The sequence below is a fragment of the Undibacterium sp. Ji42W genome (assembly GCF_049340405.1).
In the GTDB taxonomy this organism is placed as follows: domain Bacteria; phylum Pseudomonadota; class Gammaproteobacteria; order Burkholderiales; family Burkholderiaceae_D; genus Undibacterium.
Map to the genome: position 1 here is coordinate 61,684 of NZ_JBMPOV010000003.1, position 23,440 is coordinate 85,123.

Here is a 23,440-nt window from a genome sequence, read left to right on the forward strand (position 1 = left end):
GTAGGGTGCGCCGTGCGCACCCTCGTTTACAACAAATATAGGTTTGTACAGGCATGTCCGTACCTCAAGCGGTGCGCACGGCGCGCCCTACAAAACCTGTCACTAAGCCTGTCACTAAGCCTGTCACTAAGCCTGTCACTAAGCCTGTCACTAAGCCTGCTGATAAGTCGCCTGCATCCAGTCTATGAAAAGTGCTACCTCAGGCCGTATATTCGCCTGCGCCTCATGCACCAGGTAATAGGCATGCGGTGGCGTTGCCAATTGCGTGTCAAACACGCGCACGACTTCACCCTTGTTGATCATGTCCTGGGCAAAATGCTGGCGTGTCAGGCCTATGCCATGGCCGTGTTTGACCGCTTCCAGCAATAAGCCCAGATCGTCGATGCGCAAACCGGTAGTTGGTTCTGGCCAATCCAGTCCCGCCACTTCAAACCATGGCTGCCACGGTTCAAGCGCTGAGCGCAAGAGCTTGGCATTGCGCAAATCTGCTGGTGTTTGTATGGATGGCAGAGTCTTTAAATAATCCGGGCTACCGACGACAAAGCTTGGCTCCATGAATAATTTCTTGGTCACCAGGTTAGGGTATTCACCCGCACCAAAACGTATCTCTACATCGCTTTCTGACAAACTCAAATCATACAGCGGCACAAACAGATAAACTTCAATTTCTATATCCGGGTGTGCCTCAGTGAAGCTAGCCAGACGTGGCATGAACATATAGCGCGCAAAAGTCGGTGGCACCGTTACCTTGACGCGCAACTGGCTTTGCGTAACCTTGTTAGGCAGTGGGAAATCAGACAAAGTACGCAATGCCACACGCACCACATCCAGATAGCGTCGCCCAAACTCAGTCAACGTGACACTGCGCCCCTCGCGCACAAAAACGCGCTCACACAAATGCTCTTCCAATAAGCGTATGCGGTGCGACAATGCAGAAGGCGTAATACAAAGTTCCTCTGCCGCCACAGCAAAAGAACTATGCCGCGCCGCAGCCTCAAAAGCAGATAATGCATGTACCGGTGGTAATCGTGTTGCCATACTTTTCCTGATTTATTTTATCTATTGTATTCAGATATCCTCTCATCACAATCAGTTGCAGACATACAAGTTTTCAACAAAAAAAATGTAATGCAAACAAAAAACCTGCTATTCGATTTTCTCAGCGCCTGCTCTGCGTCTCTGTGCCTCTGTGGTGAGTGGTTTTCTCTCTTTCAATCGGCCTCATCCCACGCAATAATCTTGCCGGGATTTAAAATATTCCTGGGATCAAATGCATGCTTGAGCAAACGCATCATGTGTATTGCATCTGCCCCATGTTCTTCAATCAAAAATCCCATCTTGTGTATGCCTACACCATGCTCACCCGTGCAGGTGCCATCCATGGCAATCGCCCGCGTCACCATGCGCTGGTTGATGGATTCTGCCATTTCAATTTCTTCAGGTCTATCCGGGTCTACCAACATCAATACATGGAAGTTGCCATCACCGACATGGCCGATGATGGAATAGGTAATGCCATGGTTTTCACAATCAATCTGGGTCTCGCTGATGCATTCAGCCAGGCGTGAAATCGGTACGCAACAATCGGTAGAAATAGAACGTGAACCTGGCCGCAATTGCAGCAGCGCAAAATACGCATTATGCCGCGCAGCCCACAGGCGGCTACGGTCTTCTGGCCTGGTCGCCCATTCAAAATCACCGGCACCATTGGCGGCAGCAATCTCTTGCACCAGCTCAGCCTGTTCTTTCACGCCATGCTCAGTGCCATGAAATTCAAACAGCAGTAAAGGCTTGACTGGCAAGTTCAATTTGTCATGCGCATTGATGGCACGCACGCCATTCGCATCCAAAAATTCTACCCGCGCAATTGGCACACCCATCTGTATGGTTTGTATCACGGCATTCACTGCATCGGCATTATCCGGGAAGCTGCACACCGCAGCAGAGATGGCTTCCGGCAAAGGGTATAGCTTGACGGTGACTTCCGTGATAATGCCCAGCGTGCCTTCGCTGCCGACAAACACCCGCGTCAAATCGTAACCCGCAGATGACTTCTTGGCACGCGAACCCGTACGTATGATGCGGCCATCTGCCGTGACCACCGTCAGCGCCATGACGTTTTCACGCATGGTGCCATAGCGCACTGCATTCGTGCCAGACGCCCGCGTGGCCGCCATCCCACCCAAGCTGGCATCCGCACCAGGGTCTATCGGGAAGAACAGGCCAGTATCACGGATCTCGGTATTCAACTGTTTGCGGGTGACACCAGCCTGTACGGTGGCGGTCAAATCCTCGGCATGCACTGCCACCATCTTGTTCATTTGTGACAAGTCTATGGTCACGCCACCATGCAAGGCCAGGATATGGCCTTCCAGCGATGAACCGGCACCGTAAGGAATTACTGGCACATCATGCGTACGACACAGCTTGACGACCTCAGCAACCTCTGCCGTGCTCTGGGCAAATACCACCGCCTCTGGTGGCATGGGGTCATAGGAGGATTCATCGCGACCATGATGCTCGCGCACCGCCAGGGCGATGCTGCAACGGTCTTCGAGCAGGGCTTGCAAGGCATGCAGCAGGCCAGCGGGCAGGGGCTTTCTGACACTCGCCAAAATGGCAGGATGGTTCATAATGCGGTCCGTACAGGTGGTGGTGGCCTCTATTATGCTGTGTCCGACCAGATTTTGCCGTATCCTTTCCAACTTCCTGCCTTATTTTATTTATCTGGAGCAATCAGGGTGCAAATATTGCCAGCCAGGCAAGTAAGGCTATGCAGTGCTGCTTCAGCCCAGTTGTATGGACTGTGCTTTGCCATCTGCCAGTTTGAAGAGCAAATCTTCCAGTGCTGCCTCAGAAACAGAACCCAGATCTATGCTGACTTGCAGGGCTTGATCTTCCTGCGTGATGGCAGACATGAAATGCACGACCCCATACAGACCCTCGGCATTTCTGGCATTTTTATCCTCACCATCAAACCATGTCGTGAACCACTGCACCAGTGTAGCCTCGGCAAGCACATGCGTCAGGCTGCTGATCTGCAAGGGCAGCCAGTCCCAGGTGAAGGGGACAATACTTACCTTAGTAGCAGACAGCTGAAAACTCAGGGGTTCAAATTCCAGCTGGGTTTTTGCATCCACAGTGTGCGACTGCCCGGCAAATTCACCTTCAACAGGTATCCAGTCTGCCCGACAAGGCAGGGCGGGATTACCCTCCAGGCTCAGCAAGCCATCAGCATTGCGGTAGGCAGGTTCGACATGGACACTGTCTTTATCAACAGCAGCCGCAAGCACGGCAATATAAGAGGCGCGAATCGCGGCGAATAATTGTGTAAGTGTCATGGCGCGATTATAGTGATAAGGCACAAGCAGGGCAATCATGGCGGGCAATCATGCGGCAATACCAGATATGCTGTGTTCAAGCAGATTTTGCCGTATCCTTTCAAACTTCTTTTCTTATTTTAATTGCCATGGGTAATCGACTCTCAAAAATCGCAACGCGTACCGGCGACAAAGGTACCACCGGCCTTGGTGACGGTAGCCGCATCGCCAAAGACGCCCTGCGCGTGCACGCCATGGGCGACGTGGATGAACTCAATTCTCAGATCAGCGTCCTGCTGTGTGAAGACATGCCAGAGCAGATGAAGCAGGAATTGTTTTCCATCCAGCACGACCTGTTCGACATGGGCGGCGAACTCTGCATCCCCGGCTACACCATGATCACCGATGCCCAGGTGGAAAGGCTAGACGCCCTGCTGGAAAAATACAATGCCGACCTGCCGCCACTAAAGGACTTCATCCTGCCAGGAGGCTCCCGCGCCGCCGCCATCGCCAACGTCTGCCGCACAGTCTGCCGCCGCGCAGAACGCGCCATCGTCAGCGTAGGCAATGCCGAGGCTATCAATGAGGCACCAAGACAGTATATGAACCGCTTGTCGGATTTGCTGTTTGTGTTGTCGCGGGTGTTGAACCGGTATGCGGGGGGATCGGATGTGTTGTGGGAGAAAGAGCGCCAGCGCTAGTCGAAACCCTGATTAAGCTACTGCGCGACCTTATTTTGAGCCTGCGATGCTCATCGTACTAAAGTACGATTGCGCTTCTTAACTCAAACTAAGGCCGCTCGCTACGCTTATTCAGGGTTTCTTGATTGAGTGCAAATATAAAGACGGTTAATTTTCAATATACAAATTTATTACGGTAACTATAAGTTGAGTATCTAGGCTTGGATTAGATGACTACAAATTCGCCCAAGAATCAAAAACTTGATGGTCATCGTTTGATTCGGCGATCGTGGGGCAGAATTAAGAGATGACGAACTACTCTGATAAATTCGAAAAAAAAATATGTCGAATTCATACGCTTCTCGCGGGTAGTGGATCTACAGTGACTTGGAACGATAAACTTCCTGATCCTGATAATCCAGATCAAACAAGACAAATTGATGTCACTGTAAAGCGAATTGATAGTTTGACTTTAATTGAATGCAGAATTCATAAAAAAGTTCAGGACGTAAAATGGATTGAAGAACTAATAGGGCGGCGATTAAGTTTGCGGGCAGATGTGGTTATCGCAGTTTCTAATTCTGGTTTTACGATCGGGGCAAAACAAAAAGCAAATCAGTTCGGCATAATACTTCGGGACTTGCATAGTCTTAGTGAGCGAGAAATTCAGCAGTGGGGCCAGAATACTCGCGTATTTCTAACATTCTTAGAGTATGCAGAGGTAGAGATTGATTTTGTTGTGACAAATGCAGCGGGACATAATGCATCTCTTGACGACATATTAAAAAGCCTTGAACACACAAATTCTTTACGCGACGTATTTGAAATGGCATCTAATGCAATAATTTCAAAAATTCCGACTGATAAGAAATGTCGTTTCAATGGCAGTTTGAAAGTACAGAAGCTTGCGATAGCCGGAATGTCAGTTGAAGAAGTAAGATTTAGAGCAACTGCAAAAAAAATAATACAAGACCTTCAAATACCGTCGGTCGTCACCTATGATGCGCCGCACATTAAAAATACTCAAAGAGAAGTGATAGTTGAGGAAGTCGCATTTGGTGATTTTGAAATTACACAATCATCAAATAATGTCTTTATTGCCATTGATCTCTCACCAGTGAAATGCCCACCCAATTCTCAATTTATATCCGTCAATTTTGACTTCGGTAGAACAGTAAAAATAATGCATACGGAAATTCTGGGACGGCATCAATTTTCGATTCCGCTTGAAACACTAAAATTGGGCTTGATAGTTGTTTAGTGAATTCAACCTCTAAATTTCACCATAAATTTCTCAATAAAAAATAGAGTGTTCATAGACCCGCAACCTAGCGTTGCGGGTCTTTTATAGCAAAGTACGAGTGTTTTATTTCATAGCGAACCTTACTGCATATGCCACCCATGACTAACCGTGATGGATTGGCCAGTCAATGCATTGGTACCAAAGGCCGCGAGGAATAGCGCGGTTTGGGCGACGTCTTGTACGGTCGTGAATTCGCCATCGACTGTTTCCTTCAGCATCACATTCTTGATGACTTCTTCTTCTGTGATGCCAAGTTCTTTTGCCTGCTCCGGGATTTGTTTATCGACCAGTGGGGTACGGACAAAGCCTGGACAGATGACGTTGGCGCGGATATTGTTTTTGGCGCCTTCCTTGGCTACGGTTTTTGCCAGGCCAATCAGGCCATGCTTGGCGGTGACGTAAGGCGCTTTCAGTGGCGAGGCTTCGTGGGAATGAACTGAGCCCATGTAGATCACGCTGCCGCCTTTGCCACTGGCGATCATCGAACGCATGCAGGCGCGGGTGGTCAGGAATGCACCGTCCAGATGGATGGAGAGCATTTTTTTCCAGTTATCCAGACTCAAATCAACCAGCGGGCTGATGATTTGTATGCCTGCATTGCTGATCAGGATATCGATATTGCCGTAGGCAGCCACTGCGTCAGCCACGCCTTTATCGACCTGTGTTTCGTCAGTCACGTTCATGGCCACTGCCATGGCGGTGCCGCCGGATGCTTCGATTTCTTTGGCGGTGGCTTGTGCTGCTTCCAGGGCCATGTCGGCGATGACGATTTTTGCGCCTTGCTTGGCGTATTCTATGGCGATTTCTTTGCCTATGCCGCTGGCAGCACCGGTGATGAGGGCAACTTTATTATTGAGTAGCATGTGAATTCCTTTATTTGGTTGGGGCGAGATAATCGTACGCAACTGTGCCGTAGGGCAGAGTCAGGTCAGAAAGGATATGAACTGCAGATAAGACTTCAAGCACTGGCAAGCCGGCGATGGGGGCAAGAGCGTGGGGATGCAAATCAAGTGCACCAGGGCCACCCCATGCACCTTTCACGATGATGTCGGTGAGCTGGTACTGCACCAGTTCGCAGATGCGCGGTGTGCCATCGACATGCGGGATGATTTTCAATAAAAAAGTTGGGAGTTCCATGCCAGCCTTGACGGCAGCATGATCAAGCTTGGTATGCTTGAAACCCATGGTGCCCGTGGCAATGCGGAAGTCGCTATAGTCCAGCGTGCCAACCAGTGTGTCTTTATGGACCCTGAGTTCAGGGTCACCCAGTTTTTTAGGGAAGCCCCACAATTCACGGCCAGCTGCAATCGGTGGGTGATCATTCAGATACATGCTGTGCACGTAGGCACCTGGCACGCCATCAAGGGTCACCGGGATGACCTGGCCAGATTCGCAATAATGCCCAAACCCTGTCGAGTCAGGCATGTTGATGAACTCAAACTTGACAACAGGTTCTGCCAGCTTCAATGGTGCCGGGATTATTTTTTCCAGCAACTCAGGGTCGGTGCGGTAGGTGATGATCAGGTATTCCCTGTCAGTAAAGCGGTAAGGACCCGGTGGGAAAGCAGTATTGGAATAGGGCATTGCAAAGGCGTTACGGCGGATTTCATCTTCTGTCATTTCTTTTTCCTTAGCTAATGCGTGGGTGAGGATGGGGAGTGAAGACTACATGGGATGAGTCAGTGTTGCACTTATGGTTCCGTAAGTTCCTGCTCTGGAGTAAGTAATCGTCATGCCCATACCCTTGTAGATATAGCCATATGTGCATAAAAAAAGTGGGCTTATCTGATTTTTTAATGCTTATATATTAATTTATCAGGAAAAGTAATGTGTATCAATTTGTAGTTAGCTGGTGCAGCAGCATACGGCAGCAGTCACTTGAATTGGCTGGTAAAGTGCATATATAGATTGGCATATCGGTGCCTGAGGTATTAGTTGACGCACCATCAACTGGATAGCTGCGGCATATAGCCTGACAGCGGAAAGAAATATCATGAGTAAAGAAATCAGAATTGACTTCGTGTCGGACGTGTCATGCCCCTGGTGCATCATTGGACTCAAGTCGCTTGAGCAGGCCATAGATCGTGTGGGTGATGATGCCAAAGTGCAATTGCACTTCCAGCCTTTTGAATTAAATCCCAAGATGGTGCCGGAGGGGCAGGACATCGCAGAACATCTGGCAGAGAAATACGGTGCGACGCAGGAGCAGACCACCAAGAACCGCGAAATGATACGGGCCCGTGGCGCAGAACTGGGTTTTGAGTTCAATATGGCGACGCGCAGCCGTATTTATAATACCTTTGATGCACACCGCCTGCTGCATTGGGCAGAAACGCAGGGGCGTCAGCATGCCCTGAAGGTAGCACTGTTTGAACTGTATTTCAGTAAAGGTGAAAGCCCAGCTTCGCATGAGGCATTGCTGCGGGTAGCGGGTGAAGTAGGGCTGGATACGGCAGAGGCTGCACGCATCCTGGCATCCGACGCTTATGCTGCCGAGGTACGTGAGACTGAGAGTTTCTATCACCAGCGAGGCATCAATTCGGTACCGGCGATCATCATCAACGAGCGCCACCTGATTTCAGGCGGCCAGCCGCCAGAAGTATTTGAACGGGCGCTGCGCCAGATAATGACGCAGGAATAAACTGTAACAGGAAAAAAAAGCATGGGCAATCCCATGCTTTTTTTGAGGGCTATTCAATCACCCTTGAAGTTACGATGTGTGATGAATAGCTGACTGCTTGCCCGGGGTTTTTACCAGGCGACATTGCACTCCTGCTTACGGAGTGATCTCCAGTGATTGCAAGAACTTGTCCGCCACTTCTGCTGCCTTTTTATCTTGCGGCGCATGACCTGCCTGCTGCATATAGATAGTATGCGGAGCCACGTAGGCGCGCAAAACAAAATCCTGATTCTCAAGCCTGCCTTTTACCTGCTTGCCTTTCAGGTTTGAATTGGGCAGGTCTATATCTTTCCAGCCACCATCGCTATCCAGCAAAAACTTGTTAACGAAGCTTCTGCGCATATTGTCCAGCATGGTGTTCAGGTAGGCGGTTTCATAACCTGGCGCCGATCCATCATCCTGGCGAAACTCCAGTATGCCCAGCATGAGCGTGCTGCCGCCAGCTTCCATGGTGTAAGTGGTGCGCTTATAGGGAGCACCCTTGCGCTCGGGCATGGTTTCTTCGGTTTTTTCTGGCGTGCCTGCCGCCCAGAATTTGACGTGCTTGTCGTCAGTCGTCATTACCTGCCCGCCTGCATCTGCTGCCTGTGCGTATCCGCAAGACAGCGCACCTAGCAGGAGGATGGCTGACCAGAGTCGTTTGGAGTGAATATGCATACGTGTTTCCTTAAAAATCATAAGAGTCTTGTCGCATTGTCGTCTTTATGTGCTTTCTTCCCACACATAAAAACCACGGAGCATTGATTATATGGATGTAGTGCGCCTGGTTCAAATGTCAGTCGATCAGCGGTAATGCTGGGCGATGTATGGTAACCAGTCAGCATTTCATGACTGGTTCAAGGCGCTTGGCAAGTTCGTTAGTCGTATGGTGTAAAATTCTTGGCCGATAATTTTGCGGTATTCCTGAGCCGAGTTTTTTATATGTTCATCCTTGTATGATAGGAAAAGATTCAGGTTTTCTGTTTTTGCATCCTGGGCATTTACCAGATGCTGCCGACTCTCTCACTTAAATCATGCAACTTCCCGTAATGACTATTCCATACTTGCTATTTGCACTTGCTTCTGTCGCCCATGCTGACGAGACAAGTTGCAACTCTTATGCCTTCGTAGAAGATCACATCAAGTTGGCATTAGTGAGCGTTAAGGTAGACCCTGAGCAAAAATTATATTTTTACAAAGACGAAAAATCCTGCCCGGAAAAGGGCGATGCCTGCAAGAGCAAGGCCTATGTGCTGGCAGGCGATGAGCTGATCAGCAATCAGCGCAGAGGAGATTGGGTATGCGCCTGGTATCCCGGTGCCAAACGCGAGACCGTGGGCTGGGTCAGGGTAGACCGCTTGCAGAATAAAATCAGCCTTGCCGAAGCGTCTAAGGCGAAACCAGAGGAGTGGTTGGGTAATTGGGCTTACTACAAGTACGCTGAACTGAATATAAAGAAAAAAGGGAAACTACTAGGCTATGAAGGAAATGCAGTTTGGGATGATGGTGGTGGGAATAACCATGTTGGAAGCATATCTGGAACGATGACGCCGCAGGCTAACAAAGCCTTTCTGAAAGAGGGTACTGCTGAAAATGCTTGCAAGCTGGAATTGAGTTTGCTTGGATCTTATCTGGTCGTCAAGGATAATAATGTATGTGGCGGCCTGAACGTCAGTTTCAGCGGTGTTTACCGTAAAGCAAAGCTGAAGTGATGCCTCGCTTTGATACTCTTTCCGAAAAAGGTAATGCAGTAATTTACAGATGGGTATGATGTTCAACACCAAGACATATATAGCGGCAATTGCCTGCATAATTTTTGCAGGTCCTGTGCAGGCTCTTGAGAAGCCATCAGCGCCGAAGATAATCCAGTTTGCCGGTAAAGATATAGTACTGGGTGGGAATTGTTTAAACCTGCCGGAAATGGACCTTTCCCTGCTGTCTTGTACAACCATGGCAGTGCATCGTGAATGTGGAGCAGCGAGGCCAGCAAGATACTTGGCCCCTTGTTTGCCAGCCGCGGCTGGGTATTTTTCATGCCGTATCGCCGCGGGCAAGGCCTGAGCGCCAAAGCCGGGCCATATATCAGTGATGAAATCACCGTAGCGCAAAGTCATGGAGGTATGACAGAAGCAGTTGCAACCATGGTGCGGCTATTGAGCACCGATCATTTGCAAGACCAGATGGCGGGTTTGCATTGGCTGAAATCGCAGTCCTATGTGAATGTGAAACAGCTTGCAGTTGCAGGGCAATCATTTGGCGGCATCCAGACGGTGCTTGGCGTGGCGGCTTACCCGTATTGTGCGGCGGTCGATGCTGCGGGTGGTGCCGAGAGCTGGAGCAAAGCTGTGCCGCTGCAAGATACCATGAAGAGCGCAGTCAGATCCGCCAGTGCACCGGTATTCTTTTTCCAGGCAGAGAATGATTATGACCTTGCACCCAGCAAAGTGCTCTATGCCGAGATGCAGTAAGCTGGTAAAACTGCTGAAATAAAAATCTACCCGGCCTTTGGAACATCAAATAAAGACGGACATAGTTTTTCTTATCGGGGTAGCGATATCTGGTTTGAGGATGTATTCGCGTTCTTGAGCAAGCATTGCTTGAAATAAGTTGATCAAGCAGTAAACCGAATTAAGCTGCCTATGCAACTTTGAGGCAAGGGCAGTCCACCAACAGACTCAGCCCTTACCCGTTTTGCGGTGACTCAGCAGTGAGATTTTTCGCTGCTAGCAGGTCTCAATGATCAAACCTTGCCCGTATCGACTTTTCTATGCCCACGGCATCCAGCCCGCATTGCGCCAGCAGCAAACCAGGGTCGCCGTGATCGACAAAGCGGTCTGGCAGGCCCAATATCAGCAGGGGCTTGTTAATACCCGCTTCGGCAAGTGCTTCAGCAACTGCTGAACCTGCACCACCCATGGTGCAGCCTTCTTCGACGGTGACCAGTTCATCATGGCTGGCGGCCAGGGATTTGAGCAATTCCAGATCCAGCGGTTTGACAAAACGCATATTCGCCAGGGTGGCATCAAGTTGTTCAGCCGCTTGCAGGGCAGGGTGTACCAGCGAGCCAAATGCCAGTACCGCGATGCGCTTGCCCTGGCGTTTGATTTCGCCTTTGCCAAAGGGGATGGTATCCAGGTCTTTGCCTGTTGACACGCCTATGCCAGCACCGCGCGGGTAACGCACAGCAGCAGGGCCGGGATATTGATAGGCTGTGCTCAACATCTGGCGGCATTCGTTTTCATCGGAGGCTGCCATGACGACCATATTGGGGATGCAGCGCAGATAGGCCAGATCAAAATTGCCCGCATGGGTTGCACCATCGGCACCTACCAAGCCAGCGCGGTCCAGTGCAAAAGTCACGTCCAGGTTTTGCAGGGCAACGTCATGGATCAACTGATCATACGCACGCTGCAAAAAGGTGGAGTAGATGGCGACGACAGGTTTCAAGCCTTCGCAAGCCAGGCCAGCGGCAAAGGTGACGGAATGCTGTTCCGCGATGCCGACATCGTAATATCGTTTGGGGAATTGTTTTTCAAATTCCACCATACCCGAGCCTTCACGCATGGCAGGGGTGATGGCCACCAGTTTTTGATCAGACGCAGCCATGTCGCACAACCAGTTGCCAAAGACTTGCGTATAGCTTTGCTTGGCGGGGGCGGTGGCAGGCTTGATACCTTCAGCCGGGTTGAACTTGCCGGGGCCGTGGTACAGGACTGGATCAGCTTCGGCCAGTTTATACCCCTGGCCTTTTTTGGTGACGACATGCAAGAACTGCGGACCTTTGAGGTTGCGGATGTTTTGCAATGTCGGTATCAGCGAATCAAGATCATGGCCGTCGATAGGGCCTATGTAATTGAAACCAAATTCTTCAAACATGGTGGCTGGCACTATCATGCCTTTGGCGTGTTCTTCAAAACGTCTGGCCAGTTCCAGCACGGGTGAAGGCAAGACCGATTTGCCGACATTGCGTGCTGCCGCATAAAACTTGCCTGACATCAGGCGCGCCAGATAACGGTTCAGCGCACCAACGGGCGGCGAAATTGACATGTCATTGTCATTCAGTACCACCAGCAAATTGATATCATCATGTACGCCAGCATTATTCATGGCTTCGAATGCCATGCCTGCCGTCATCGAACCATCACCGATGATGGCGACTGCGTGGCGGTCTTCGCCCTTGGTGCGGGCGGCCAGCGCCATGCCCAGTGCAGCAGAGATCGAGGTCGATGAATGCGCAGTGCCAAAGGTATCGTATTCACTTTCAGCACGGCGCGGGAAGCCGGAGATGCCATTCAACTGGCGCAGGCTATGCATCTGGTCACGCCGGCCCGTCAAAATCTTGTGCGGATAAGTCTGATGGCCGACATCCCATACCAGCCTGTCTTCTGGCGTGTTGAAGACGTAATGCAGGGCGATGGTTAATTCCACCGTACCCAGATTCGACGACAAATGGCCGCCCGTCTTGGAAACGGAATCAAGCACATACTGACGCAACTCGTCGGCCAGGGGCTTGAGTTGGCTGCGCGTCATGCTGCGCATGTCAGCGGGGGAATTAATGGTGTTTAATAAAGTCGTCATTGTTCTTTTTCATTACTTGGCTAAACGCCTCTGATGATCGGCTACTTTGTACCTGGCCGACTGCCAGAGCTGCTATCGCATACTTGCACTGCATTACTGTTCCTGCGTACTTCTGTCTGGTGACTATCCTTTGGCGGAATTCGTTGCCAAATCTACCGTTCACTTTACTATTTTTTGCTGCTGTGGTGCGCACGGCGCAGCCTGCTAACTTCGTCTATCTGCGTGAACGGATCTTGCACAAATGGATTCCAGCCTGCGCTGGAATGACGTAAATATTATTGCCCTTACCTGCAGGGTGCGCCATGCGCACTGTTCGCTTGCACGTATCGTTCTGCTGCTGGTACTACTACCATGGTGCGCATGGCGCACCCTACAACATAAACTACAACATGACATCAGGCTTGGCGTTGTACGATCAAATCTGCCAGCTCATGTAATAAGTGTGCCTTGTCATCAAAATTATCCAAGGCTGCATGCGCATCATGGCATAGTTGCGTGGCTAATGCGCGTGAAGCGTCCAAGCCCATGAGGCTGACAAAGGTGGGCTTGTTATCTGCCGCGTCCTTGCCTGCCGTCTTGCCCAGGGTGGCAGAATCTGCTGTTGCATCGAGCACATCATCCACTACCTGGAAAGCCAGGCCTATGGCGGCAGCATAGCTATCCAGTGCTGCGGTCTCATCTGCTGTCAGGGTTTTGCCGCACATGGCCCCTAATAATACCGAAGCACGCAGCAGGGCGCCGGTTTTCAGTCTATGCATCTGCTCCAGTTGTTCACGGTTCAAGGCAAGGCCAACGCTGGCGAGATCAATCGCCTGGCCACCGCACATGCCAACAGACCCGGCAGCGCGGGCCAGCAATTGCAACATCGCCAGTTTGGCGCTTGCATCACCTTCACCCTCAGCCAAGACCAAAAAGGCCTGTGCCTGAAGGGCATCGCCGACCAGTAGCGCCGTTGCCTCATCATATTTGACGTGTACAGTGGGTTTGCCACGGCGCAGGGCATCGTCGTCCATGCAGGGCATGTCGTCGTGCACTAATGAATAGGCATGGATCATTTCCACTGCTGCTGCAGCCCGGCTTAGCAAGGCGGCAGGCGCATCAAACAACTGGCCTGCTGCATATACCAATAAAGGACGTACCCGTTTGCCACCATCCAGAGTCGCATAACGCATGGCGGCATGCAATTGCTGCGGGACTGTATTTTCGTCGGGTAAGAACTGTTTCAGACTGGTTTCACACGCAGCCTGGGTTTGTCGCATCCAGTTACCAAATTGTTCACTCATGTTGTTTCCTCGTCACTGTTGCTGCCACCATTGTTACTGGAATCAACAAATGGTTTGAGCATGCCAGCTTCCAATACCTTGACTTGCTGCTCTACTTTTTCGAGCTGAGCTGCACAATATTTCACCAGTTCAGAACCACGTTGGTAAGCACTTACAGAGACTTCCAGCGACAACTCTCCTGCTTCCATGCTGTTGACGAGCTTATTGAGCTCAGCCATGGCGTCTTCAAAGGAAAGACCTTCCAGATGGGCGGGAACAGCTAGATTTGCAGTTGATTGTTTTTTTGTCATAAAGAAATGTTTGTTTCGCGCCGTTAACAAAAAAAAGTGAAACCAAACGTAAAAATCGGCGGGAAAAGCAAGGTAAACAAGGTTCAACCTGCTATTTTAGAGCAATCCCAAGAAATTTACTGTTTATTGCATTCCTTGCAAGCAATTTTAGGGGAATTGTTCGAACCCGTTGCTGTTTTGAAATTTATTCGCAAGCCCTACTTAAAATTAGTGGAAATTGCGTTTCAAACATTTCCATGTGGAAATTTACGGTATATAGTAGCTTCAACGGTTTTGATTAATTCTTGTGCAGATTAGCTGTTTTCCAACTATCCTAATTAATTAGCAAGCAGCGTCAAAAACGATAAATGTGTCATGAGTTTGTCTTAATTTTTTGCAATTGTAATGCGCAATTTGCACTATAGTATTACTTGTAAATATTTTTTTACTTTCATTGTCTTAATTGTAGCCTGAGCAAAATAACCTGATTTCATTGTTGCCATGTCCACGACCGCCACCCTCTCCAAGCCTACCGGTACTGTATTACAGTCCCGTGATGCGGTCCTGCGCGGTCTGATTCCATTGGCGAATCATTTGGTAGCATCGCAAATTGATGCATTCTCTGCCCGTCTGGCAAATGCCTTCCTCGCTTTGTCAGAACAAAGCATGGATGCGCGTGAAGCAAACTTGAGCTTCAATGCCGGACAATTGCTCAAAAAAAATGGCTATGCCTTTTTCTACCTGACTTCAGCAGGATTTGAAGCTGCTTTCCGCAAGGAAATCGATGCTCTCCTGCAAGGTGTCAAAATCGTCGCCAGCAATGCCGACGTTGCCCTGACATTGGTCACTTACGAAGAGATGGACAAAAAGCTGGCCCTGAGCAGGGCTGGCCGCACGCTGGAACTCGATAGTGCCGAGCAATATGCCGCACTGAACATGCGCTTTGCCCACCTGATGGAACATGATGCGCTGAGCATTGCGCAGAACCCTTTCCGTCCAGAGATTTTCCTGCACACCATTTATTCTGCCTGGTGTGAATTTGATCCGGAGGTGAACACCCATGAACTGGTGTTGCCACTGTTGCGCGCCGACATACTATTTGACCTTGAACCAATTTTAAATTCGCTCAATGAAGCGCTGATCGCCAAAGGCATCTTGCCTGACTTGCACGAGTCCTTCCGCATACGCCGCAGCCGCAATTCAGAAAAACGCAAAGAAGCAGCCCCTGGCGATATCTCACAAAAACTCAGAAACCTTTTGTCTGGCAATCCGCAGGCTGGCGCCGCGAATGAAACAAGTGGTCACGCTGGCGGTGGACATGGTGGTGCTGGTGGCATGAGCGCAGGTGGTGGATCAGCCGGTGGTTTCGCTGGCGCTAGCTCAGGTAATTTCAGCGGTCACCCAGGTGGCGCTGGCCAGGTGGGTGGCGCATCACAAGGTGCTGGTGGTTCTGCCCCTCATTCTGGTTTTGCCCAGTCGGGTGAGACACAGACAGTGGCCCGTGCCGAGCTGTTCCAAAAACTTGCTGATCTGCAAAAGAGCGTCAAGCTGCAGCAGATGATGGCTGGTGCGCAAGACGTATTGCGCCTCTCGCAAATGCGCGAGCAAATGCCGGAAATTGCGAATATCGCCAATACCGGCATAGAAAAAAATACCCTGGATTTGCTGTCACAAGTATTTGACAGCGTGTTCCGTAATCAGGCAATTCCTACCCAGATCAAGGAATTGATTTCAGTTCTGCAGATACCTGTCCTCAAGGCCGCCTTGATGGACAAGGAATTCTTCTTCCAGGAAGAACATCCTGCCCGTCGCCTGGTTGATTTGCTGTCACGTTACAGCCTGGCCTGGGATCAGAAAAAAGGTCAGCAAGATCCCTTGTTCCAGACCATGCAGCGCAATGTGCACCGTGTGCAGCAAGAGTTTGACCAGGAAGTCGCTTTGTTTGACGAAGTCGTCAACGATCTCGAATCTTTCATCCAGAAAGAAGAGAAAGAAGCGGCCGAGGCATTGCAACTGCCGATCAAGACAGCGCTCAAAAAAGAAAAAGTCAAACAGGCTGGTATCGCCGCCACCCACGAGGTGTCCTTGCGCGTGGGTACTGGTGAAGTCGTCGCCTTTGTAGAAACCTTCCTCGAAGACCGCTGGACCAAGGTCTTGACCCTCGCCTATAGCGTCAAGGAAGAAAAGCCTTATGCCGTTGAAGACGCCATTAAGACCATGGATGACCTGATTTGGAGTGTCAAACCCAAGATCACCCTGCAACAGCGTCAGGAATTACTGAACCGCCTGCCCGCCATCCTGGCCCGCCTGAATAAATGGCTGAGCCTGATCAAGTGGGAAGATGCTGATCGCGTACAATTCTTTGCGGACCTGGCAGAATGCCACGCCTCCATCGTCCGTGCACCGCTGGACCTGTCGCCAGAACGCCAGATAGAAATCGCAGTCGAAGTCGCACAGCAAGCCGCCGAACGCAGGATCGCAAAACGCGCAGAAGCAGAAGGCAAGGTTGACGCTGAACCAGCGCCGCCGCCAGATGAACATGTCGACACTGTCACTGAGCTTGAACGCGGCGTGTGGCTGGAATTCACCAAAAAAACTGGTGGTACCAACAAAGTCAAACTCGCCTGGGTCAGCCCCATGCGCAGTCTGTACATCTTCACGACCGGCGACAAAGAAAGAACCTTCCAGGTCACCGCCGAAGAACTTGAACAAACCTTCCGCGAAAAACGCGCGAAGATACTCCAACTTGACCGCGTTGTAGACCGTGCCTTGACCGAAGCTCTGGAAAATACACCAGATGAGCAAGAGGACGAAGAAGAGATGAGTCTGGTCTGAGTATCGCTGCTATACAGTGGTGCTGTTTGCATTAAATGCATACGCGATTCTTCTGAAATAATGTCCCTGCAAGTTGTGTCAAGGCCTGGTTAAAATGACACACTCACTACCCCATTGTTACACGTCTTGAAGATAGCTTATTTGGCATTCGCGCACTTGTGCGCACATCTTTCTTGCAAAATAAAAAATAAAGCTGCGTCAAACAAGTATTCATCGTTTTCTGCCAGGGCACCTATCGTCCTAAGCTCTACCATGACAAACAATACCAACCCGATTTATCTGCACCTCAAGCCAGGTGCGGAGCCAACTGACATTTCAGCGTTGTCGCCCTATCTTGCCGTCATCGTGATTGAAGCGGATGTTACGCCGGAATGGCGTTCTATGATCAGCAAGTGGCTAGCCAACTCAGGTTGCTTGTACATGTTGGCTTGGGGACCTGAATGCTCTTTGTGGGACGATGCTCGATTGGGCAAATATAGAACAATTTGACTATAAGCCTATTCCTGACGATAGCTTCATCATTACGTGCTGGTTTTCACATCATAATCTGGAAGATGTATTTGAATTCGCCAAGGTCACTGCGAAGCACCCCACCATAAAATTTATGCACACGGTGTTGCTTCATATTTCCAACCAAAATGATGAAGCTATTTTTCTGAAGAAATATGCAGATGCCTGAACCAAAGGAGTTGCACCTGCAATTTTTGACTGGCTTAATTCGTCAATGTAAATAGCGAATGATCTCACTCATACGCAGGCAACCTGCGCTGTTCATCCGCATTGAAATACTGCTTGCGTACCTGATCCAGCGCTGTCTGTTTTTCGGTCGCGCTGTGGAATGCCATTTCGGTATTCAGTTTATTCTTTTGCTCCAGGTATTGTTGTATGCGGGCTTTCCATATGCTTTCTTCCCTATCGACTTCGGCGAGTCTGCTGGCGGCTTCTGGTGAAGTGGCGGCGGCGCGCATTTTATAGATGTCATCCTCACTAGCGCCGGTCGCACGCAGATTGGCTGCCTGTTCTTCGAGGCGTATGACCTGGTAGGGGGCATTCTTTTCTTCACGCAAGGCAGCGGGCAGGGCGTCGTCAAGGGCTTTGAATTGTGCCTGTTTCTGTTCGGTGGTAAGGCTGGCGTTTTCAGCGACATCAAGGCGGTTCAGGGCATCGATGTCGTAGGCGTCATCAAAGCCAAACATGGCCTGGTTTTCTTTTTCACTGAAGAAGCGCTGACGGGTTTGCTGCATGGCAGACCAGCGCTGGCGGGCTGCTGCGGCCATGCTGGTTTTACCCGCGCTGATGTTTTGTGCATTGGCTTCTACACTGACCAGGGCTTCTTTGTACTGGATGTAGCGGGCCAGCAGGTTCTTGGCTTGCAGGGCAGCATTGCCGCTGAGTTTTTGATCCAGTACTTTTTCAATTTCGGCGCGTATCTCGGGCAGTTTTTTCTCACCGGTCGCTGCCAGGTAGTAATCAAACAGCAGGCGCAATTCTGCACTGACCTGTAAATGGTTCATGTCACTCTGGCTGATATTGCCATCGCGGGCAGTGCCTTCAAACGAGCGGACAAAGTCAAAGCTTTGATCGGTCTTGCGTTGTTTGATGGGTTCGCTATTGTTCTCTGATTTGAGGGAAGTAACAACGAAAAAAACCGCGACGACCAAGGCCGTCGCGCCAGCAAATGCCAGATTGACTGTTCTCATAGACTACCGCTCCTTGTTCAAATTTGCATCTTGTTGCGGGGACTACATTCAGGATCAGTATTACTGTCTTAAAATCTATTTACGATCTGTAGCGAGCGTCAGCGGGGTGAAGAGCAGCGCAAAAAGCGGAATGTACTTTAGTACCTAAGCATTTGAGCAGCACATGAGCCCCGATCACGCTCGCGTAGTAAGATCGTGAACAGGTTCTTACAGACCCTGATTTTTCAGGCGATTCGCATGTTGACGATACAGCGTAACCGGGTTGGTTTCAAAGATATTGATCAGGCCTATGGTCTGATTCACTTCGTCCAGGTGGTTCATTGCATAGTCATCACGTATCACCTTGCCCAGATGGCTGGAGCAACTGGCGACCAGGCCATCATTCTTTTCACCAGAAAATGCCAGTGAAGTCAGTGCCAGCGCAGGGTCGATGATGTCGAGCACATTGGTATAGGGCTTGGCACCACTCCATGAAAAATATGCGACACCGCGGGCCGTGTAGGCACCTTCACCGCAAGCTGTTGTTGGCACGCCTTCCGGGTATTTGGCGTTGAACTTCAGCGAACCAGCCGTGCTCAGCGAATTGGCTGCGGCCAGAGAGTCTTGCGACAGGGTGGGTTTACCTGACAGGAAGCTGATGACTTGTGCCAGACCATTTGTGATCGACACCAGTACGGTGTTCGACAAGGAACCTGCCGGTGCTACACCAAGCAAGACGTCTGCCACCTTGGAGCCACGGTTGACACCACCTACCGAGGTAGCTGACGCCACCAGGTCAGGCCTGACGGAAGCCACATAGCGGATGGTGGGCCCACCGTGGCTATGTCCTATCAGATTGACTTTGGATGCACCGGTAACGGCCAGGATCTGTTTGACCTGGGTCAGCAATTGTTCACCCCGGACTTCGGTGCTGTTGGCAGCCGCCACCTGGGTGACATAGACTTTGGCACCATCGCTGCGCAAGGCAGAGGGGATTCCATACCAGTAATCTACCGGGCCGATGTTATCGAAACCGAACAGGCCGTGCACCAGCACGATGGGATATTTTGTCTCCGTATAACCTGCTGCCCACGACGGTGCTGGTAACACCATCATGGCCATGACGAACATCACTACACTTTTTACCATTTGTTTTTTCATTTTGTCTCTTTCATTGTTATCGTTGAAATGAAACGCAGCGGTGCCTATGTGCCTGCCTCTGTGAGCAGGTCTTGATATGGCAAGCTCAGGCTAGGTTTCCTGTCGATGATTAGCAAGTTGCTATGCAACATAAAAAGGCAAGAAAAAGAGGCGGATGCTCAAAAATGGGGAGGGCTTGCACTGTTTTGTAATGGGCTAAACCATTTATATTCCCTCTGTAACCCGGCTTTCTTGAGCTGCTACAGATGAGTTTTAGATGAAGTTCACTAAAATGCATGCTTGTGCTTTTTATTAGGTAAAACTGTAGGTTGATCGCAACGTCTGTTCAAAACTTTGTCGTTTGGTAATTGCTGCCTGGATATTTTTGTTGGGAATTACTTTGTCTTTGCGAATGAGGACTAGTTTCAATGTAAATCCAAAAAAATCAGTCAAATACCGAGCTTCCAGGCTGATTTAGTATGGGCTTGACTACTATTTCTGCAATTCGGGTATAATTCGCGGTTCTGTCCAAAATTTCCTCTTCAAGTCGTTTGATCGTTTGAATTTTCGTCTGGATTGAAAGTCCTTACGGAACAGGTTTTTGTGGATTCTTTCTCTCTTAGGTTGGTGCAAATTAATTTGGGGGGTGGGGATGTCCGATCTGGCTTCTTTGTCTACACTCGCGCGTTCTGACGCGCAACTTCCGGTTCACGTATATTTTGATGAAACGCTATTACAGCGCGAAATCAAAGATTTATTCCATTCTGGCCCACGTTATGTCGGTCATGAACTCATGGTGCCCAATCTCGGCGACTTTGCCACGCTTGCTGCCGAAAACGAAGGCCGCATGCTGGTGCGTAGCGCGCAGGGCATAGAACTGATGTCGAATGTCTGCCGTCACCGCCAGGCATTGATGTTCAATGGGCGTGGCAATACCAATAATATTGTCTGCCCGCTGCATCGCTGGACTTACGACCTCAAAGGAGAGCTCATCGGTGCGCCGCATTTCGCTGACACACCTTGCCTGAATTTGCAGCGCACACCGCTGCAAAACTGGAATGGCCTGCTGTTCGAGCAAAACGGTTACAACGTCATGGAACGCATGTCCAAGCTCAGTGTTACCCAGGATCTGGATTTCACTGACTATATGCTCGACCATGTCGAGGTGCATGAATGTGATTACAACTGGAAGACTTTTATTGAAGTCTATCTGGAAGATTATCACGTCGAACCTTTCCACCCTGGTCTCGGCAGTTTTGTTTCTTGCGATGATTTGATGTGGGAATTCGGCGAAGACTATAGCGTGCAAACCGTGGGCGTACACAAGGGCTTGCAAAAATCCGGCTCGCCCACTTATCAGCGCTGGCAAGAACAGGTGCTGAAATATCGTAATGGTGAAGCACCCAAATACGGCGCGATCTGGTTGACCCTGTACCCGAACATCATGGTTGAATGGTATCCGCATGTGCTGGTGGTATCGACTCTGTGGCCAACGGCGACTGGCAAGACTCGTAACGTAGTCGAGTTTTATTATCCGGAAGAAATCGTCTTGTTCGAACGCGAATTCATAGAGGCAGAACGTGCCGCCTATATGGAAACCTGTGTCGAGGATGATGAGATCGCCCAGCGCATGGATGCCGGGCGCAAGATTTTGTTTGACCGTGGCGTCAATGAAGTTGGCCCGTATCAATCGCCCATGGAAGATGGTATGCAGCACTTCCATGAATGGTACCGAAGAAAAATTGCAGTGTAAGGTAGAATTTTAAGGGAGGCCCGTGCCTCCCTTATCTTTTGGCGTTGAGTTTGGAGTTGAGTTCTTATGCAGTCTTTATGGATGCTGGTTGCCAGCTTTCTGTTTTCCATTATGGGTGTCTGCGTCAAGCTGGCATCGGTCGATTATTCCACCGCTGAAATCGTCGCTTATCGCGGTGCGATAGGCATGCTGATGATCGCCATGCTGGTCAGGTTCCAGGGGGGCACTTTAAGAACAGGCATGCCTCGCCATCACCTGGTACGCGGCGGCGTAGGCGTCATCTCTCTATGGTTATGGTTTTATGCCCTGGGCAAATTACCGCTGGCGATGGCGGTGACACTGAATTACATGTCCCCGATCTGGATCGCCGCCATCTTGCTGACAAGTGCATGGTGGCGCAAGCAGCGCGGCCTGACCTGGCAACCCATCGCCGCCATCCTCATGGGCTTTGTCGGTGTGGTCTTGCTGCTACGTCCCAGCATACACACTGATCAGGTCATGGGTGGCGTGCTTGCGCTGATATCTGGCATGCTGGCAGCCTGGGCATATATGCAAGTCAGACAGATGGGTTTGCTGGGTGAGCCTGAATACCGCGTGGTGTTTTATTTCTCCCTGACCTGTGCGGTCGCCGGCTTGATGGGTACCCTGATCGGCAAATCAGTGTATGCCGCAGCGGGTGAAGTCACCTGGCATCACTTGGACAGCAGGGGCATCATGCTCTTGCTGGCGATAGGTGTGACAGCCGCCAGCGCGCAAATGGCCATGACACGCGCCTACCGGCTAGGTAATACCCTGGTCACAGCCAACCTGCAATATGTGGGCATTGTGTTTTCCAGCGTCTGGGATGTGTTGATCTGGAAAGTCAGCCTGGCCTGGTTAAGCTGGATGGGCATAGTCGTGATTTTATGCAGCGGCCTGATCGCAACATTCTATAATGCCAAAACAAATCGCAAATCCATACCCGGCGATGCCATCAGTTCAGAATAATTACTTTTACAGGAGACCAGGATGTACACAACATTGATCAGTGCAACAGAGTTGGCCACACATATCAACGACGAGAACTGGGTCGTACTGGATTGCCGCCATGATTTGATGGACAGCAATGCAGGCCAGGCTGCCTATGACCAGGGCCATATCCCCAGCGCACAATTCGTGCATCTGGACCAGCGCCTGTCGGCTGCCAAGGTCGGCGCAGATGGCTTATTCCGTGGCCGCCATCCCCTGCCTGAAAAAGCTGACTTCATCGCCACTCTGCAATCGCTTGGCATCAACGCCGATAGCCAGGTCGTCGTCTATGACGCCCATGGCGGCATGTTTGCCGCACGTCTGTGGTGGATGTTGCGCTGGGTAGGCCACAAGGCCGTGGCGGTGCTTGACGGTGGCTTGCCAGCCTGGATCGCAGCAGGCCAGCCTGTCACGACAGAAGTGCCTGCTGCACGCAGCGGCAATATCAGCGAAAAACCAGCACTGGTAGGCACAGTCGATGTCAGTCAAGTGCTGGCAAATATCAGCAGCGCTGCCAAGACGCTGGTCGATGCCCGTTCCGCTGACCGTTTCCGCGGCGAGAACGAAACGATAGATCCAGTCGGCGGCCATATTCCCGGTGCCAAAAACCGCTTTTTCAAAGACAATCTGCAAGCCGATGGCCGTTTTAAACCAGCAGAGCAGTTGCAACAGGAGTGGTCTGCCGTGGTGGGCGATGCCAGCCAGGCCATCATGCAATGCGGCTCGGGGGTCACAGCCTGCCATAACTTGCTGGCGCTGGAAGCGGCGGGTTTGCAGGGAGCCGCTTTGTATCCGGGATCGTGGAGTGAATGGTGTGCGGATGCGTCCAGGCCGGTGGAGCGTTGAGTAGAGTTTGAGCCGAGGATATGCGTAGGTTGGGCTACGCTTCACCAGCCCAACACTGTGCCTTAGCTAAACGAATACGTGATTTGT

21 protein-coding genes and 1 pseudogene are annotated in these 23,440 nt (G+C 50.6%); 11 read left to right on the forward strand and 11 right to left on the reverse strand.

The window, feature by feature from the left end:
• Window positions 1-150: 150 nt before the first annotated feature.
• From ACO0LG_RS06560 to ACO0LG_RS06570, 3 genes are all read right to left on the reverse strand, one after another.
• Entirely contained in the window at window positions 151-1,038 is an 888-nt protein-coding gene (locus tag ACO0LG_RS06560; RefSeq protein WP_423024529.1) for a LysR substrate-binding domain-containing protein, read from the reverse strand.
• Window positions 1,039-1,211: 173 nt separating this feature from the next.
• Window positions 1,212-2,633, reverse strand: a complete 1,422-nt coding sequence (locus tag ACO0LG_RS06565; protein ID WP_423024531.1) for an FAD-binding oxidoreductase — start codon at window positions 2,631-2,633, stop codon at window positions 1,212-1,214.
• Window positions 2,634-2,786: 153 nt separating this feature from the next.
• Complete coding sequence (locus ACO0LG_RS06570) at window positions 2,787-3,341, reverse strand: hypothetical protein (RefSeq protein ID WP_423024533.1); 555 nt, start codon at window positions 3,339-3,341, stop codon at window positions 2,787-2,789.
• Window positions 3,342-3,469: 128 nt separating this feature from the next.
• Between ACO0LG_RS06570 and ACO0LG_RS06575 the strand changes: the two genes are divergently transcribed.
• Complete coding sequence (locus ACO0LG_RS06575; protein ID WP_423024535.1) at window positions 3,470-4,021, forward strand: cob(I)yrinic acid a,c-diamide adenosyltransferase; 552 nt, start codon at window positions 3,470-3,472, stop codon at window positions 4,019-4,021.
• Between the two features lie 286 nt (window positions 4,022-4,307).
• On the forward strand, window positions 4,308-5,261 hold the full coding sequence (locus tag ACO0LG_RS06580; protein ID WP_423024537.1) for a restriction endonuclease: 954 nt from the start codon (window positions 4,308-4,310) through the stop codon (window positions 5,259-5,261).
• Between the two features lie 122 nt (window positions 5,262-5,383).
• On the opposite strand, the gene ACO0LG_RS06585 is transcribed toward ACO0LG_RS06580, so the two are convergent.
• Both ACO0LG_RS06585 and ACO0LG_RS06590 read right to left on the reverse strand, forming a co-directional pair.
• Window positions 5,384-6,166 carry a 3-hydroxybutyrate dehydrogenase gene (locus ACO0LG_RS06585; protein ID WP_423024539.1) on the reverse strand — a complete coding sequence of 261 codons (783 nt, stop codon included), beginning with the start codon at window positions 6,164-6,166 and terminating at the stop codon, window positions 5,384-5,386.
• 10 nt (window positions 6,167-6,176) lie between these two features.
• Window positions 6,177-6,923: an acetoacetate decarboxylase gene (locus ACO0LG_RS06590; RefSeq protein ID WP_423024541.1), complete on the reverse strand. Its 747-nt coding sequence runs from the start codon at window positions 6,921-6,923 to the stop codon at window positions 6,177-6,179.
• A 373-nt stretch (window positions 6,924-7,296) separates the two neighbouring features.
• Between ACO0LG_RS06590 and ACO0LG_RS06595 the strand changes: the two genes are divergently transcribed.
• Window positions 7,297-7,944: a DsbA family oxidoreductase gene (locus tag ACO0LG_RS06595; RefSeq protein WP_423024543.1), complete on the forward strand. Its 648-nt coding sequence runs from the start codon at window positions 7,297-7,299 to the stop codon at window positions 7,942-7,944.
• 135 nt (window positions 7,945-8,079) lie between these two features.
• Here the strand turns inward: ACO0LG_RS06595 and ACO0LG_RS06600 are convergent, their stop codons facing one another.
• A complete protein-coding gene (locus ACO0LG_RS06600) occupies window positions 8,080-8,640 on the reverse strand; it encodes a hypothetical protein (RefSeq protein WP_423024545.1) in 561 nt (186 codons plus the stop codon).
• A 356-nt stretch (window positions 8,641-8,996) separates the two neighbouring features.
• Between ACO0LG_RS06600 and ACO0LG_RS06605 the strand changes: the two genes are divergently transcribed.
• A complete protein-coding gene (locus ACO0LG_RS06605) occupies window positions 8,997-9,674 on the forward strand; it encodes a hypothetical protein (protein ID WP_423024547.1) in 678 nt (225 codons plus the stop codon).
• A gap of 255 nt (window positions 9,675-9,929) precedes the next feature.
• Entirely contained in the window at window positions 9,930-10,430 is a 501-nt protein-coding gene (locus ACO0LG_RS06610) for an alpha/beta hydrolase family protein (RefSeq protein WP_423024549.1), read from the forward strand.
• A gap of 265 nt (window positions 10,431-10,695) precedes the next feature.
• Here the strand turns inward: ACO0LG_RS06610 and dxs are convergent, their stop codons facing one another.
• From dxs to ACO0LG_RS06625, 3 genes are all read right to left on the reverse strand, one after another.
• Window positions 10,696-12,540 (reverse strand): 1-deoxy-D-xylulose-5-phosphate synthase, encoded by a 1,845-nt coding sequence (gene dxs / locus ACO0LG_RS06615; RefSeq protein ID WP_423024551.1) that lies wholly within the window; start codon window positions 12,538-12,540, stop codon window positions 10,696-10,698.
• 395 nt (window positions 12,541-12,935) lie between these two features.
• Window positions 12,936-13,823: a polyprenyl synthetase family protein gene (locus ACO0LG_RS06620; protein WP_423024553.1), complete on the reverse strand. Its 888-nt coding sequence runs from the start codon at window positions 13,821-13,823 to the stop codon at window positions 12,936-12,938.
• Entirely contained in the window at window positions 13,820-14,113 is a 294-nt protein-coding gene (locus ACO0LG_RS06625; protein WP_423024555.1) for an exodeoxyribonuclease VII small subunit, read from the reverse strand. The genes ACO0LG_RS06620 and ACO0LG_RS06625 overlap by 4 nt, the downstream gene beginning before the upstream one ends.
• A 36-nt stretch (window positions 14,114-14,149) precedes the next feature.
• Here ACO0LG_RS06625 and ACO0LG_RS06630 point away from each other — a divergent pair, with 36 nt between their 5' ends.
• From ACO0LG_RS06630 to ACO0LG_RS06640, 3 genes and pseudogenes are all read left to right on the forward strand, one after another.
• Window positions 14,150-14,410, forward strand: a complete 261-nt coding sequence (locus ACO0LG_RS06630) for a hypothetical protein (protein ID WP_423024557.1) — start codon at window positions 14,150-14,152, stop codon at window positions 14,408-14,410.
• 183 nt (window positions 14,411-14,593) lie between these two features.
• Window positions 14,594-16,927 (forward strand): DUF1631 family protein, encoded by a 2,334-nt coding sequence (locus tag ACO0LG_RS06635; protein ID WP_423024559.1) that lies wholly within the window; start codon window positions 14,594-14,596, stop codon window positions 16,925-16,927.
• A gap of 252 nt (window positions 16,928-17,179) precedes the next feature.
• A pseudogene (locus ACO0LG_RS06640) lies at window positions 17,180-17,606 on the forward strand (DUF7684 family protein).
• A 64-nt stretch (window positions 17,607-17,670) separates the two neighbouring features.
• Here ACO0LG_RS06640 and ACO0LG_RS06645 read toward each other — a convergent pair.
• Window positions 17,671-18,627: a lipase secretion chaperone gene (locus ACO0LG_RS06645; protein ID WP_423024561.1), complete on the reverse strand. Its 957-nt coding sequence runs from the start codon at window positions 18,625-18,627 to the stop codon at window positions 17,671-17,673.
• A 207-nt stretch (window positions 18,628-18,834) separates the two neighbouring features.
• Window positions 18,835-19,767 (reverse strand): lipase family alpha/beta hydrolase, encoded by a 933-nt coding sequence (locus ACO0LG_RS06650; RefSeq protein WP_423024563.1) that lies wholly within the window; start codon window positions 19,765-19,767, stop codon window positions 18,835-18,837.
• 631 nt (window positions 19,768-20,398) lie between these two features.
• On the opposite strand from ACO0LG_RS06650, the gene ACO0LG_RS06655 reads away from it, so the two are divergent.
• The 3 genes from ACO0LG_RS06655 (at window position 20,399) to ACO0LG_RS06665 (ending at window position 23,353) form a co-directional block, all read left to right on the forward strand.
• Window positions 20,399-21,499 (forward strand): aromatic ring-hydroxylating oxygenase subunit alpha, encoded by a 1,101-nt coding sequence (locus ACO0LG_RS06655; RefSeq protein WP_423024565.1) that lies wholly within the window; start codon window positions 20,399-20,401, stop codon window positions 21,497-21,499.
• 66 nt (window positions 21,500-21,565) lie between these two features.
• On the forward strand, window positions 21,566-22,486 hold the full coding sequence (locus ACO0LG_RS06660; protein WP_423024567.1) for a DMT family transporter: 921 nt from the start codon (window positions 21,566-21,568) through the stop codon (window positions 22,484-22,486).
• Between the two features lie 21 nt (window positions 22,487-22,507).
• Window positions 22,508-23,353: a sulfurtransferase gene (locus ACO0LG_RS06665; RefSeq protein WP_423024569.1), complete on the forward strand. Its 846-nt coding sequence runs from the start codon at window positions 22,508-22,510 to the stop codon at window positions 23,351-23,353.
• Window positions 23,354-23,440: the final 87 nt, after the last annotated feature.